General features: G+C 31.6%; 13 protein-coding genes and 1 pseudogene. All 14 read left to right on the top strand.

Translation table 11 applies throughout. The features are described 5' to 3' along the window. Positions 1–137 precede the first annotated feature (137 nt). A complete protein-coding gene (locus ACY1IQ_RS19845; RefSeq protein ID WP_461615613.1) occupies positions 138–812 on the top strand; it encodes a response regulator transcription factor in 675 nt (224 codons plus the stop codon). A 5-nt stretch (positions 813–817) separates the two neighbouring features. Beyond that, entirely contained in the window at positions 818–2,245 is a 1,428-nt protein-coding gene (locus ACY1IQ_RS19840; protein WP_461615612.1) for a HAMP domain-containing sensor histidine kinase, read from the top strand. Between the two features lie 207 nt (positions 2,246–2,452). Continuing rightward, entirely contained in the window at positions 2,453–3,391 is a 939-nt protein-coding gene (locus ACY1IQ_RS19835; protein ID WP_461615611.1) for an ABC transporter ATP-binding protein, read from the top strand. A gap of 11 nt (positions 3,392–3,402) precedes the next feature. Beyond that, positions 3,403–4,146 carry an ABC transporter permease gene (locus ACY1IQ_RS19830; RefSeq protein WP_461615610.1) on the top strand — a complete coding sequence of 248 codons (744 nt, stop codon included), beginning with the start codon at positions 3,403–3,405 and terminating at the stop codon, positions 4,144–4,146. A 14-nt stretch (positions 4,147–4,160) separates the two neighbouring features. Beyond that, on the top strand, positions 4,161–5,129 hold the full coding sequence (locus ACY1IQ_RS19825) for an ABC transporter permease (protein WP_461615609.1): 969 nt from the start codon (positions 4,161–4,163) through the stop codon (positions 5,127–5,129). 45 nt (positions 5,130–5,174) lie between these two features. Next, entirely contained in the window at positions 5,175–7,739 is a 2,565-nt protein-coding gene (locus ACY1IQ_RS19820) for a LuxR C-terminal-related transcriptional regulator (protein ID WP_461615608.1), read from the top strand. A 141-nt stretch (positions 7,740–7,880) separates the two neighbouring features. Then, positions 7,881–8,024, top strand: coding sequence for a helix-turn-helix transcriptional regulator (locus ACY1IQ_RS19815; protein WP_461615607.1), 144 nt, complete (start codon positions 7,881–7,883; stop codon positions 8,022–8,024). Between the two features lie 631 nt (positions 8,025–8,655). Continuing rightward, positions 8,656–8,967 (top strand): dihydrodipicolinate synthase family protein, encoded by a 312-nt coding sequence (locus ACY1IQ_RS19810; RefSeq protein WP_461615628.1) that lies wholly within the window; start codon positions 8,656–8,658, stop codon positions 8,965–8,967. Positions 8,968–9,077: 110 nt separating this feature from the next. Further along, positions 9,078–9,773 carry a vancomycin resistance response regulator transcription factor, VanR-F/VanR-M family gene (vanR, locus tag ACY1IQ_RS19805; RefSeq protein ID WP_461615606.1) on the top strand — a complete coding sequence of 232 codons (696 nt, stop codon included), beginning with the start codon at positions 9,078–9,080 and terminating at the stop codon, positions 9,771–9,773. Beyond that, positions 9,766–10,872: a HAMP domain-containing sensor histidine kinase gene (locus ACY1IQ_RS19800; RefSeq protein WP_461615605.1), complete on the top strand. Its 1,107-nt coding sequence runs from the start codon at positions 9,766–9,768 to the stop codon at positions 10,870–10,872. The genes vanR and ACY1IQ_RS19800 overlap by 8 nt, the downstream gene beginning before the upstream one ends. A 582-nt stretch (positions 10,873–11,454) precedes the next feature. Then, complete coding sequence (gene vanH / locus ACY1IQ_RS19795) at positions 11,455–12,423, top strand: D-lactate dehydrogenase VanH (protein ID WP_461615604.1); 969 nt, start codon at positions 11,455–11,457, stop codon at positions 12,421–12,423. Next, the gene (vanF, locus tag ACY1IQ_RS19790; RefSeq protein ID WP_461615603.1) at positions 12,416–13,447 is read left to right on the top strand and encodes a D-alanine--(R)-lactate ligase VanF; all 1,032 of its coding nucleotides are present in this window, start codon (positions 12,416–12,418) and stop codon (positions 13,445–13,447) included. Before vanH ends, vanF begins: the two co-directional genes overlap by 8 nt. 5 nt (positions 13,448–13,452) lie before the next feature. Continuing rightward, the gene (gene vanX, locus ACY1IQ_RS19785) at positions 13,453–14,076 is read left to right on the top strand and encodes a D-Ala-D-Ala dipeptidase VanX (protein WP_461615602.1); all 624 of its coding nucleotides are present in this window, start codon (positions 13,453–13,455) and stop codon (positions 14,074–14,076) included. Positions 14,077–14,475: 399 nt separating this feature from the next. After that, positions 14,476–14,663: pseudogene (locus ACY1IQ_RS19780) on the top strand (sensor histidine kinase); the annotation flags it as partial.

The following is a 14,663-nucleotide window of genomic DNA, read 5'->3' as shown; positions in this document are numbered from 1 at the left end:
AATTTATTAAATAGTAAATTAAAATTATAGTCAATTTCAAATTATATAGTGATGTTATAGTAAACACATAACATCACTATATAGGTTTGTTTAAAATGAGTAAATTACTTGCTATTTTAGAGATTAGGGTGAATATAATGAGTAAAAAAATATTGGTGGTAGAAGATGAATATTCAATTAATGATGTTTTAACAATTGCTTTAAAAGAAGAAGGCTACGAAGTTAAAAGTGTATTTGATGGTAAAAGTGCATTGGATATAGTGGAAAGCTTTAGACCAGATCTTGTATTATTAGATCTTATGCTGCCTGATATGGATGGATTCGAGATTTGCAAGAAAATATCAAAAGAATATTTAGTGATTATGATTACTGCAAGGGATAATATTTTTGATAAAATTGTTGGATTAGAACTAGGAGCAGATGATTATATAGCAAAGCCATTTGAAATAAAAGAAGTTATAGTTAGAGTAAAAGTATTATTTAGAAGTTTAGAAAAAGAAAAACATTTTTCTTCAGAACAGACCTTAGATCTAGGACAAGATATTACTGTAGATTTGATGGGGAAAAGAGTATTTAAAAATGGAGAAGAAGTAGAGTTAAAAAGAAAAGAAAATGCTCTCTTTTTTTATTTAGTTACCCATAGAAATAGAGTATTTTCAAGAATAGAACTTTTAGATAAAGTATGGGGATATGAATATTTTGGAGATACTCGAACAGTAGATGTTCATATTAGAAGAATTAGAGCCAAGCTAGAAATGCCTGGAGACACTCTTATAGAAACGGTATTTGGAATTGGTTATGTTATGAGGTAAATAAAATGTTAAAAACTATTAGGGGAAAAATTACTATAGGTGTTATAATAGCTAGCTTAAGTGTATTGGTTATAATAAACATTATAATATGGGGAATATTTGAAAAAAATCTACAGACTTTTATTACAAATGATATGGACAAGGTAAGGACTATTACCTTGTCTGAAATGAAAACACAATATCTTATAAATAATGATACAATTAGTTTCAATAATAAAAGTGAATTATGGCCAATTTTAAATAGCATTAATAAACAATATGATATATACGCTTCAATAAATGATGATAGGAATGATTATAAACAGTTCACTGGGAAGCTACTAGATGAAAAATATACAGAAAAGATAATGACAGATAGTGATAGAAAAGCATCACTATTATATATACATAATGAAAAAACAGAGTTTTATGCTACTTATGCCTATCCTATGTATGTAGGAGATACTTATGTAGGGACACTAGTATTTCAAAAAGATTACTTAAATGAATACAAAGGTTCTATTAATCTTATGACAAAAATTGTATTTATTCAAAGCCTACTATTTATAGCAATGATCTTAGTTATATTTTTTTGGTTAAAGAAAACAACAAAGTCCTTAAACACCTTAGCAACAGGTATGACTTTTGTAGAACAAGGAGATTTTTCTAATAGATTAGAAGCAAAGAGTAATGATGAGGTAGCAAGTTTAATTCATCATTTTAATAGAATGCAAGATCAAATAGAAGCACAAATGGAATGTTTGCAGTTAGAAAAGAAAAAGATAGAGCAGTTAGAAAAATCATCGAGAAATTTTTTTAATTATGCAACCCATGAGATGAAAACCCCTGTTACTGCAATTATAGGATATACTCAACTACTTCAAAAGGGAGAAATGGACAAGGAGGTAACAGAAAGAGCTCATAATAGAATTATAGCTGAATCTAAAAGGATGCATACAATGGTTCAAAATATGTTGGTGGTGGCAAGAGGTAAAGAGAGAAAGAGATACACAGCTCAAAACTTTAATATTAAAGAATTATTAACTCAAATCATATATGAATTTGAGCTTGTGTTTGAAAAACAAAAAATAGATATTAACTTAAACAGTGATGACACTGTAATTTTTGCTGTAAAAGAAGATATAAGAACTATTCTTGTAAATTTAATAGATAATGGAATCAAATATAGTGAAGACGGACGGATAAACATTCAGTGCAAATATGAAAATAATATTTATATTATTATAGAAAATAAATGTCTTCCTATTCCAAAGGAAATTAAAGAAAATTTATTAGAACCTTTTACTAAGTATAATTATGGAGATCATACACAAATAAGCTCTGGATTGGGATTATTTATATGCAGGGAATTAGCGGAAAAAAATAATGGATATATAACCTATAAATCAGATGATGGAAAAATTGCTTTTATGATAGAATTACCTTTGGAATGATAAATATATAAAATAAATTATAAGCTTTATGAAATATAGAAACGAGAAGAAAAATTTTTATATCTTTAAAACCTAGTTTAAAGATACTGGAATAGATAATACTATAAATTAAATAATTAAAACTTTAAATATCAACCTTGTAAATCAACCTATGGGTTGATTTTTTTTATGGTTGAAAATCTTATTATAAAGAGAGGGGTGATATTTATGAATAGAATTATAGAGATTAAGGATCTAAAAAAATATTATAAGAATAGTAAAGCTGTGGATGAGTTTGATTTTGAGGTTTATGAAGGAGAGATATTAGCATTATTAGGACCTAACGGTGCGGGAAAAAGTACTACCATAAACATATTATCTACAATACTAAAAGAAGATAGCGGAGATATAAAATTTTTTAATAGACCAATAGAAGGTAATAGAAAATGGATAAGAGGTCAAATTGGTATGGTTCCTCAAGATTTAGCTATATTTGAAGATATATCAGCTTACAGAAATGTAGAATTTTTTGCTTCATTATATGGGCTTAAAGGAAAAGAACTTAAAGAAAAAGTAAAAGAAGCTTTAGAGTTTGTGTCTCTGCTTGAACATGAAAATAAAAAGCCTAAGACCTTCTCAGGAGGTATGAAGAGAAGACTTAATATTGCGTGTGCCATTGCTCATAAGCCTAAGATATTAATTATGGACGAACCTACTGTTGGGATAGATCCACAATCAAGAAACCATATATTAGAATCTATAAAAAAATTAAGAGATAAGGGAACTACAATAATATATACAACTCACTATATGGAAGAAGCAGAAGAAATTTCAGACAGGATTATAATAATGGATAAGGGAAAGAAAATAGCAGAAGGTACGAAAGAACAATTGAAGGAAAGCCTAAAAGAGCAAAGAGTTTACAAGGTATATGTAGATAGGATATTAGAAGACGATTTAGATTGCTTTTACTCTATAGAGGGAGTTAAAAAAGTTTATTCTAATAAAGATTTAATAGAGATTACAAGTATAAAAACCATAGAAAATTTAGATAAAATTATTTTAAAAACAATTGATATGGGACTCAAAATTAAAAATGTGAAAAGCGAAGAAGGGAATTTAGAAATGGTTTTCTTAAAACTTACAGGACGAAATTTAAGGGATTAGGAGGAGAATTTATGAATTTAGTAAATCTTATAAAACAAGATATAAGGAATTTATTTACTAATCCTGTGGTTATAATCTTTGGCTTTGTATATCCTATGGTTTTGATTATACTATTTGGATATCTATTTTCATCATTTTATGGTGGCGGAGGTATAACTGCTTATGACTACTATGGGATTACTATGATTATATTTTTAGTATTATCATCTTGTACTATAACTCCAAATGCTTTTATGGAGAGAAAGATAAAAAACAGTAATCTTAGAGTATTATTTTCTCCAACTAATAATTGGGAGATATATGGATCAAAAATTATATCTACATTTTTATTTATAGGAAGCCTCTTTACCTTAGATATGATCATATTATCTATAACTGGCATAGTTAATTATGGTAAAAATAATTTTATATATATATTGATACTTATACTTGCACTATTGTTTCTCACTGTAACATTAGGTGCTTTTATATGTGTATTAATTAAAAATGAGGAAGGTACAAATAAGATACTTTCATTAGTATGCAATATTTTAGCATTAACCTCCGGTATATTTTTTCCAATAGATGGACTTGGAGAAAAAATTAAAAGTATAGTAGCATTATCGCCTATAAAAATGATTATAGAAAGTATTTTTAAAATAATATATGATGGAAATTTTAATGGCTATTTAACAATAATAAGTATAATAATTTCTATTACAATGGTTTTGTTAATTGGGATAAATTTTTTATTTAATGGTGAGGACTATATTTAGGAGGAGTGGAGTATATGAATATTTTAAATATAATAAGAAATAATTTTATAAGGATATTACAAAATAAATTTTATATAATTAATATAATACTTATTATACCAGCTATGATTTTTGTAGCAGTATATTTTACTGGTAGGCTAGAGATTAAAGCTAATCTGGCAGTAGTTGGGATAAACAATATTCCTATAAATAGTAATAGTATAAAAATTAATTATATAAATAAAGAGCCACAACTGTCCGATTTAGTTCTAAATAAATATGATGCAGTTATTAAATCAAATGATGGAGTTTACGAAGTAATAACGGTAAAAAGTCATAAATTTAAAGAAAATATTGAAAAATTGCTAAAGGGAGAAAGTATTGATAATGTTTTTTCTAGCGAAAATAGAGAAATAGGCACTAATATACTAGGATATCTAACTATGTTTATATTAATTCAAGGGCTAATGTTTTTTACTCTGTTTTATGAGGAAAGAGATAAAGGTATATCGAAAAGAGTATTAAGCCATCCAATAACTGCAATGAATTATTTTTTGGCTCATGCAATATCATGCTTCATAATAGTATTTACTCCTATTACCATAATAATTTTAATATCAGTAAATGCTTTAAAATTAAATACTAATATAAGCAACATGCAGTTTATTTTTATAGTAGGAATATTATGTGTTCTAGGTTCAACCTTCGGATTATTTATCTCATCATTAGTAAAATCAGAAGATAATGGAATTTTGTTTGGTTCAATGCTTTTGGTAATAACCACTCTAATTTCAGGTAGTTTTTTTTCAATTAATGACCAAGGGATTATAGGTAAAATAGGAAAAATTTTACCCCAAAGAAAAATAGTTGACTATGCTATTGCAATAGAGAATAATAATACATTAGATCATAGAGGATTAATTATGGTGATATTATTATCTATTATTTTATTTATGTTAGCATATATTATAAACAATAAAAAATTTAAAAATGGTAGCTTTTAATTATTTTATATAAAATTATAGGTAACGAATATAAGGGTGATTGAAATGAATAATATTCTTTACACAAAAGTTATAAGACCTAAAGTAAGAAAAAATAATATAAGAAGAGAGCTTTTAGAAAAGAAAGTTTCATATATAAAAGAACATAAAATTACGATAATAAAGGGTGCTGCAGCAGTAGGAAAAAGCACCCTTGTTTCCTTGTATATTGAGGAAAACCATGAAAAGAGTTGTTGGATCTCGTTAGATGAAGAATGTAATGATATTATTGCTTTTTGGAATTATTTTATTGAAGCTATAGGTAAATATGTTAAGAATAAGAAATTATATCTAGATATATTAAATCCTTTAGTAGATAGAAGAGAAATATACATATTGATAGGTATAATGATTAATGAACTTATTGAAGATGAAATAATCATTGTATTAGATGATTTCCATAATATTAATGAAAGCTTCTTAGTTGAAACAATAGAATATTTTATAAAAAATTCTTTTGATAATATTCATATGGTATTTATAACGAGAGAGGAAATACCTATGTATCTTGGAGACATTATGGTTTCAGGAAATCTTTTATTTATAGATGGCGGTGATTTTAAATTATCTCTTAAAGAATGTGAAAGCTTTATAAGACAAACTTTATTATTAAATATAGGTGACATTGAAATTAATAAAATTTATGAAATTACAGAAGGATGGATTGGAGGGGTGCAGTTAATTTCTATGGCTCCCAAAAGCAGTAAAAAGCTTAAAGAAATTAATAAAATAAATAGATATATGGTTGATTATTTATCTAAGGAAATTATGTCAAATCTAACTGAGGAAGAAAAGGAGTTTTTAATTAAAACATCTCCATTACCTTATTTTACTCCAAATCTCTGTAATAACATTCTTCAAAAGAATTGTTGTAAGGAAATAATAGATTCTTTAATAAGTAAAAATATACTTATAATAACTATAGACGAAGAGCTTGAATTTTTTAGGTATCATAATATATTAAAAGAGTATTTAGTAAAATTATTTAATGAGCAGCAGCTTAAAGAACAAGGGAATATTCTTGTGTTATCAGCATCTTACTTAGAGAAACTAGAAGATTTTGATGAGGCGTTGAGTTTATATATTAAAGCTAAAGATTATAATAGCTCTCTAAGAATTGTTGAAAAATTTGGTCATAGGTTGTTAAATCCAAGATTAGTAACACTAATACCTAATTCATATTTAGAAGAAAGTATTGATCTAACTATTTTTAGAATATTTCATCATTATAATAACTTCGAAATAGAAAAATGCAATGAGATATTGGATGAAATAGAAAACAATTTTGAAGAAGGATTATGGCAATATTTAAGCCCAATAAGGATGCTTGTAGATAATTTTGATATATCTTATAACAATTTAAAAATATCACAAATAGAGAAACAATGTGAAAATAATTTAACAAAAACTTTCATGTATCTATTGATGACTATTTGGTTTGTATATATAAATAGGTTAAACGAGGCACTAGAAGTAATCGATTTATGCTTAAATACTAATAAAATATTAAAAAATAAATATATAGAGATATATTCCTTAATGCAGAAAGCAATGATTTTTGAAGAGATGGGAAGATTAGCAGAAAGTGAAGAAGTATCAAAAACACTAAATAGAATAGTTGATGAAACAGATGGCTTATATAAATTTAAGTTTTTTATATCAATAGGATTAGCAGGAGTATATATAAAAAAATTACAACTAGAAAAAGCAGAGGAACTTATAGAATATGCTGAAAAGAATTTTTCAAGGTTTATATATGATGAATATTTTAGAGCTGGTTCTAGAGGGTTAAAATATAATTTAGCAGAAATTAAAATTCTTCAAGGTGACTTAGAGGAAGGGGAAAAAATTATCAATGAATTAATTGAGGAGTATAAAGGTACAAGAGTATATTTAACTATACTATCATTAAAAATTATCATGTTGTTTAATCATAAAAGAGTTAGAAAAGAAGAAATATTAGAATATGAGGCTATATGCAAAGAGTTAAATAGTAAAGAAAATGAACTAAAAATTGAGGAAAAACTTACATATTCTAAGGTTTTAAATATTCTTGATAATAAAGGTGAAGGACAAAAGCTTATTGACGAAATATTAGCTTATTCAAGAAAAAATAGTAATGTCTATGTTTTAACTATGGCATTACTGGAAAAAGCTCTGTTATTGGATAGTATGGATATAGAATCACGAGAAGTGAAAAATTTATTATTAGAAGCAATTTTTTATAGTAGGGATGAAAGATTGCTTAAGCCATATGCAATAATGGGAAAATCTATAGTAGAATTAATAAAAAAGTATATATCAATTGATACCTTACCAAGAGAAGATAAGAAATTTATTTTACAGGTATTAGAATTATTTTCAAAGGATGAGAAAAAGGATATATTAAGTGAAAGAGAAATAGAAGTCTTAAAAGAAATATCAAATGGATATACAAATAAAGAAATAGCTGAAAGATTATATATTTCTATAGCTACAGTAAAAACTCACATAATAAATATATATTCAAAATTAGAAGTAAATAATAGAGTTGAAGCTACTAATGAAGGAAGAAAAAGAATGATAATTTAAATGAGTTTTTTGTTATGTTATGTTCATAGCATTAATATGAACGCAATATGACACTATCTAATAAATATATCTGTATTCAGATACTTTAACAAGATGATATTTTAATACAAAGAGTGGTGAAAAAATATAAGGATAGATAGGTTGCTTGGAATAATTATATATTTATTAAATCGAGATATAGTAAATGCAAACACATTAGCTGAAAAATTTGAAGTTTCAACAAGAACTATACAACGTGATATTGAAACACTAAATTTAGCTGGAATACCTATTACGTCTATATAAGGTATAAATGGAGGCTATGGTATTATTGAGAGTTTTAAGCTAGAAAAACAAATAGCTAATTCAGAAGATTATATTTCTGTTATTACTGCTTTAAGAGGTATGTGTTCAGCACTCGGGGAGGTCTGATAGATAAGTTATGGATATGAATTTAGAAATGACAACCCATGCAGTGATGTATGGCTGAACTATCAGAAGTCAGCAGAGGTCATAGTACCATGTTAAATGCGTTAGCGTGGGAAGGACTGAACAATAGGAGGTTTCAGAATTTTGAAATATACGAAGAAATATGATAAAAGCAGACGACTTCATAAAGAAGACTAATGAGATACTCCCTTGTTTAATAGGGGCATCTCATTTTTGGATGAATAAGTAGCGATGGGATTAATATTGGGCGGGGATTCGACTTGCTGGAGCGTACCGGTCGGCTTCCACGTCCGCAAAACAAAGATATTTATAAGTGAAAAGATTGATGTCATTTTCATTTTAGTATATAATTTTTATAACTTTAAATGAATAGAATGATTACATTTGTTTAATTTAAAAGAAAACTATCATGTTGTCGTGCCGACTGCCTTTCATTACGACGAAGAAATAAACCTTCAAGCAACCTTAGAGCATATCATCAACTTAGCTGAAAAAAGGAGTAAAATCTATTTTAGTGTGTGGGGCAACAGGAGAACAACACAGTTTATCTGTAAAAGAAAAAATTGTTATTTTAAATGCTATTCAAGAAAATAATGCTTTAAGTCCAGACTTAGAAATAATTTTTGGTGTATCTAGCATTCGTCAAAAAGGCTCTATTGAATTAGCGAAATACATGAATCAATGCAATAAAATTTCTGGAGTACTGTTAGGATATTCTCCATATATACTTCCGACTCAGAAAGAGGATATTTACTATACAAAAGCTATTGTAAAAGAGCTTAATAAACCCATAATATAAGAAAGGGTGTTGGGAGTAAAAACATCAAGAATCGGTAATTACAAAAATAATTTTTCAGAGAGTTATCCATACAGGAATATGAGATATAACTTTGTTTAGGAGTGAGATAGATGAAGAATATAACAATATTAATAGCTGATGATGATAGAGAAATTGCTAATCTGGTTGCTATCCATTTAGAGAAAGAAGGGTACCATATCATTAAGGTATCTGATGGACAAGAAGCCGTTGAGGTTATTCAGACTCAACCGATTGATTTGCTGATTTTGGATATTATGATGCCGAAAATGGACGGATATGAAGTTACCCGTCACATTCGTGAAAAACATAATATGCCTATCATTTTTTTGAGTGCTAAAACATCTGATTTTGATAAAGTGCAAGGACTCGTGATTGGAGCAGATGATTATATGACTAAACCATTTACACCCATCGAATTGGTAGCTCGCGTAAATGCCCAACTGCGACGCTTTATGAAGTTAAATCAACCTAAAACTAAACATAACTCAAGCTTGGAATTTGGAGGATTAGTGATTTCGCCTGAACACCGTACAGTTACTTTATATGGTAAGAATATTGAGTTAACTCGGAAAGAGTTTGAAATTTTATATTTATTAGCCAGTCATCCAAATAAAGTTTATAGTGCAGAAGATATTTTTCAGAAGGTATGGGGGGATGCATACTATGAAGGTGGGAATACCGTTATGGTTCATATTCGTACTTTGCGGAAAAAACTTGAAGAGGATAAACGAAAAAACAAATTGATAAAAACTGTATGGGGGGTAGGTTATAAATTCAATGGGTAAAATACTACGAAGCTTTCGTTCAAAAATGATAATATTGTTAGGTTTAAGCATGTTGTTGTCTAGCGCCATAACATACCTACTCTTTAAAGTACTCCAATTGTATTATTATACAAATGTTGAACGTGGAGATACACTAGCTTATCTTCGTGAAATCATGGCGAATATTGGAGATCTTAACGTCTTTTTACTGTTATTTATCTTGCTTTCGATATTGTTTTTCTTTTTACTTACAAAACCCTATTCTGCTTATTTCAATGAGATTTCAAAAGGAATTCATTATCTCGCTCAGGGTGACTTTAAGCATCGAGTTCAAATATTGTCAAATGATGAATTTAGTGATATTGCACAAGGCATTAATATGGCAAGTGAAAAATTGGAACAAGCCATAGAAAGGGGTGACTTTTCGGAAAGTAGTAAAGAGCAGTTAGTAGTAAATTTGGCTCATGATTTGCGCACACCTCTTACCTCTGTTTTAGGTTATTTAGATTTAATCCTTAAGGATGATAGCTTGACTGAAAATCAGATCAGGCATTATTTAACGATTGCCTTTACCAAATCTCAACGCTTAGAAAGGTTGATTGATGAATTATTCGAAATAACTAGGATGAATTATGGCATGTTACCAATTGAAAAGAAACAAATCGATTTAAGTAAGCTACTTATTCAATTGAAAGAAGAGTTGTATCCTGTTTTCGAGAAAAACGATTTAATAGCAAGAATGAATATTACTTCTCCTTTATCTATTATGGGTGATGGAGAGTTGTTGGCCCGTGTGTTTGAAAATCTTCTGATTAATGCAAATCGCTATGGATATGAGGGGCAGTATGTAGATATCAACGGCTTCATTGGTTCAAAGGAAATAGTTGTTCAAATTATCAATTATGGGGATGCCATTCCTCAAGATGAACTGCCTTATATTTTTGATATGCTTTATACTGGTGACAAAGCACGGACTCATCAAGAAAATAGCACAGGTCTCGGTTTATTCATTGCGAAGAATATAGTAGAGCAACACAATGGGACGATTACTGCTGAAAGTAATTTAATACGCACTGCATTTGAAGTCCGTTTACCAATGGAGGATTCCCAAAGAGATTAAGACTAGGATTATTTATGACTACTCAAAGATAAAAATATAGCCAGAAAATGAAGTGTATGAAAATTCATTTTTCTGGCTTTCTTTAATTTTTACAGATTTTACTGTTCTTTCCCAAAAAATTAAGCGCACTTATCCCGTACCTCCCCAAAATGAAAAAATTTCATTGTCAAAGAACGATGAGAATTCCCTAAAGCTGAAATGGTCACCCAAAAGGTGATGAGGTAAAAATAAGAAAGTATCGAGTTAGTGATGGTTTCGGTGCTTTTCTTATAAAGTGAGTGAGTAATCCGGATAAGTATAAAATCCAAGTAAAAAATTTAAGGAAAATTTAATATTTACCCTACTTTTTATTTTAAAAATTTTTTCTATACTATAAACAGCTCATCACCATCAATGGTTCTTGTTTTTAGAGCTGAAAGATGCTTATCGAGGTTCAAGCATTAATCACACGAAATTGAACTATAGCGAAAGGCATTTTAACAAGGGGATTCCCCGTCAAGCACCTCTCGTGGTGATGAGCCCTATAAACAAGTTAACTCAAGGAGGGAACTAAAATTATTTGACAAGAGAGAGGTTGATAGTATGAAAAATATCGGCATTACCATTTATGGATGTGAGAGGGACGAGGCTGAAGTGTTCAATGAACTTTCACCACGCTTTGGTCTTATACCTACCATTACAAGCTCTGCAGTATCGGAAACCAACGCAATGTTAGCCACTGGCAATCAATGTATCAGTGTGGGGCACAAATCTGAGATTTCCGAATCCATTCTTCTTGCGCTGAAGGAATCTGGTGTCAAATATATCTCTACCCGAAGTATTGGCTTCAATCACATAGACATGAAGGCTGCGGAAAGTATGGGGATCGCTGTTGGAAACGTGGCATATTCACCGGATAGCGTTGCCGATTATACATTGATGCTGATGCTGATGGCGATACGAAACGCAAAATCCATTATGAGCCGTGCGGAAAAATATGATTTTAGCTTGGATACTGTCTGTGGAAAAGAATTGCGTGAGATGACTGTTGGCGTGCTGGGGACTGGTCATATAGGCAAGGCGGTTATTGAGCGACTGCGGGGATTTGGATGTCATGTGCTGGCGTATGGTCACAGCAAAGAGGCGGCGGCCAATTATGTATCCCTCAATGAATTGCTGCAGAAAAGCGACATTCTCACCATTCATGTGCCGCTCTGCACGGACACATATCATATGATTGGTCACGAACAGATTGAAGCAATGAAACAGGGCGCGTTTCTTATCAATACAGCCCGCGGCGGGCTTGTGGATACCGGTGCGCTGATCAAAGCGTTGGAAAATGGAAGGTTAGGCGGCGCGGCCTTGGATGTGTTGGAAGGAGAAGAAGGACTTTTCTATTTTGATTGCACACAGAAACCGATTGATAACCAATTTTTGCTTAAGCTCCACAAGATGCCAAATGTGATCATCACGCCGCATACGGCGTACTATACCGAACGGGCATTGTATGATACCGTTGAAAAGACAATATTGAACTGTCTGGATTTTGAGAGGAGAGATACACTTGAATAGATTGAAAATAGCCCTACTGTTTGGGGGCTGCTCAGAGGAACACGATGTGTCGGTAAAATCGGCCAAAGAGATTGCCGATAACATCGACACAGAAAAATATGAGCCGATATACATCGGAATTACCCGATCCGGCGTTTGGAAAATGTGCGAAAAGCCATGCGTGGATTGGGACAACGAAAACTGCCGTTCGGCAGTGCTTTCTCCGGACAAAAAAATGCACGGCCTACTTGTTATGGGGAATAAAGGATATCAAATACAACGTATAGACGCGGTATTTTCGGCTTTGCACGGCAAATCGGGTGAAGACGGCGCCATACAAGGTTTATTTGAATTGTCCGGCATCCCCTATGTAGGCTGTGATGTTCAAAGTTCGGCGGTGTGTATGGACAAATCCCTGACATACATTGTGACCCAAAATGCTGGTTTTGGCACTCCTGAATTTTTGATTTTGAATCATGGCGATATACCGGGTTCAAATCCCTTAACATATCCTGTTTTTGTTAAACCGGCGCGTTCCGGCTCATCTTTCGGCGTGAATAAAGTCAATAACGAGGACGAATTAGAAGCCGCCATTGAAACAGCAAGGCAGTATGACAGTAAAGTCCTGATTGAACAAGCTGTCCCAGGCCTTGAAGTGGGCTGTGCCGTATTGGGAAACGGTACCGACTTAATCGTTGGTGAAGTGGACCAAATTTCACTTTCGCATGGTATCTTTCGCATTCATCAAGAAGATCAACCAGAAAAAGGTTCCGAAAACGCAGTTGTTTCGGTTCCCGCGAACCTGTCGGCAGAGAAACGTATAAAGATACAAGAGACGGCAAAAGCAATTTATAAGGCCCTCGGCTGTAAAGGTCTTTCTCGTATTGATATGTTTTTGCAGGAAAACGGACGTATTATACTGAATGAAGTTAATACGTTGCCGGGATTCACGTCATACAGCCGTTATCCCCGTATGATGGCTGCCGCGGGGATGACACTGTCCGAGTTAATTGATCATTGCATCACACTGGCACTCAAAGGATGATACGTATGGAAAAAGATTTTGTTTTTTTAGATGAAATATTGCACGGAGTTCGTTGGGACTCCAAATATGCCACATGGGACAATTTCACTGGAAAACCGGTAGACGGTTATGAAGTCAATCGCATAGTGGGGACATATGCTTTGGCTGTTGCGCTGCTTAAGGCAAAGAAGCAGGCGGCTGCTCTAGGGTACGGTTTGCTCCTTTGGGATGGCTATCGTCCTCAACGCGCGGTAAACTGTTTCTTGCATTGGTCTGCGCAGCAGGAAGACGGCCGCACAAAAGAAAGATATTATCCCAATATTGATCGAATCGAGATGGTTACAAAGGGATATGTGGCGTCAAAATCAAGCCACAGTCGCGGAAGCGCGATTGACCTTACGCTTTATAGATTGGACACGGGTGCGCTTGTTCCTATGGGGAGCGACTTCGATTGTATGGATGAACGTTCACATCATACCTCAAAAGAAATTTCAAGCAATGAAGCACAAAATCGTCGGCTATTATGTTCTATTATGGAACACAGTGGATTTGAATCATATGTATATGAATGGTGGCACTACGTATTGAAAAACGAACCATACCCCAACAGCTATTTTGATTTCCCCATTGGCGAGAACCATCTCAAATGAGATACTAAGCCGTTTGGATAGTAGAGTGGAAAGGTACAAAACAATTTTTAAATTTTATTTTAGAACGAGTGCAAGAGGGCAAAAAGATGAAGCTAAAGCGTGATTAGCTGAAATTTTTTCAAAGCACGCAGATGGCACATTTAATGCTGAATATGTGGAGAGTTTTATCCCAAGGATGATTGCTATATTTAAACCAGAATGTGTTGAGAAAGTAAAAGGTATCATGACACAATTTGGTGGACAGCAACGTTAATAATTGCTGTTTAGATACAGAAAAAATTTTATACTTATCCTAAAATAAAGGTGCTGATCCAATTCGTGAGTAGCACCTTTATTTTTTAGCAAACAGCAATTTCCATTGCTATTTGAGCGGATTGCTGACTGGGGTGAAGTGTCCCCCATAATGAATTTAGTAATATTGCGCAAGGCATTAATCTGGCAAGTGAAAAATTGGAATAAGCCATAGAGAGGGGTGACTTTTCGGAAAGTAGTAAAGAGTAGTTAGTCGTAAATTTGGCTCATGATTTGCGTACACTGCTTACCTCTGTTTTAGGGTATTTAGATTTAATCCTTAAGGATGATAGCTT

The sequence above is a fragment of the Clostridium sp. Marseille-QA1073 genome, from assembly GCF_054863625.1.
This window is presented reverse-complemented; position numbering and strand designations above follow the sequence as displayed.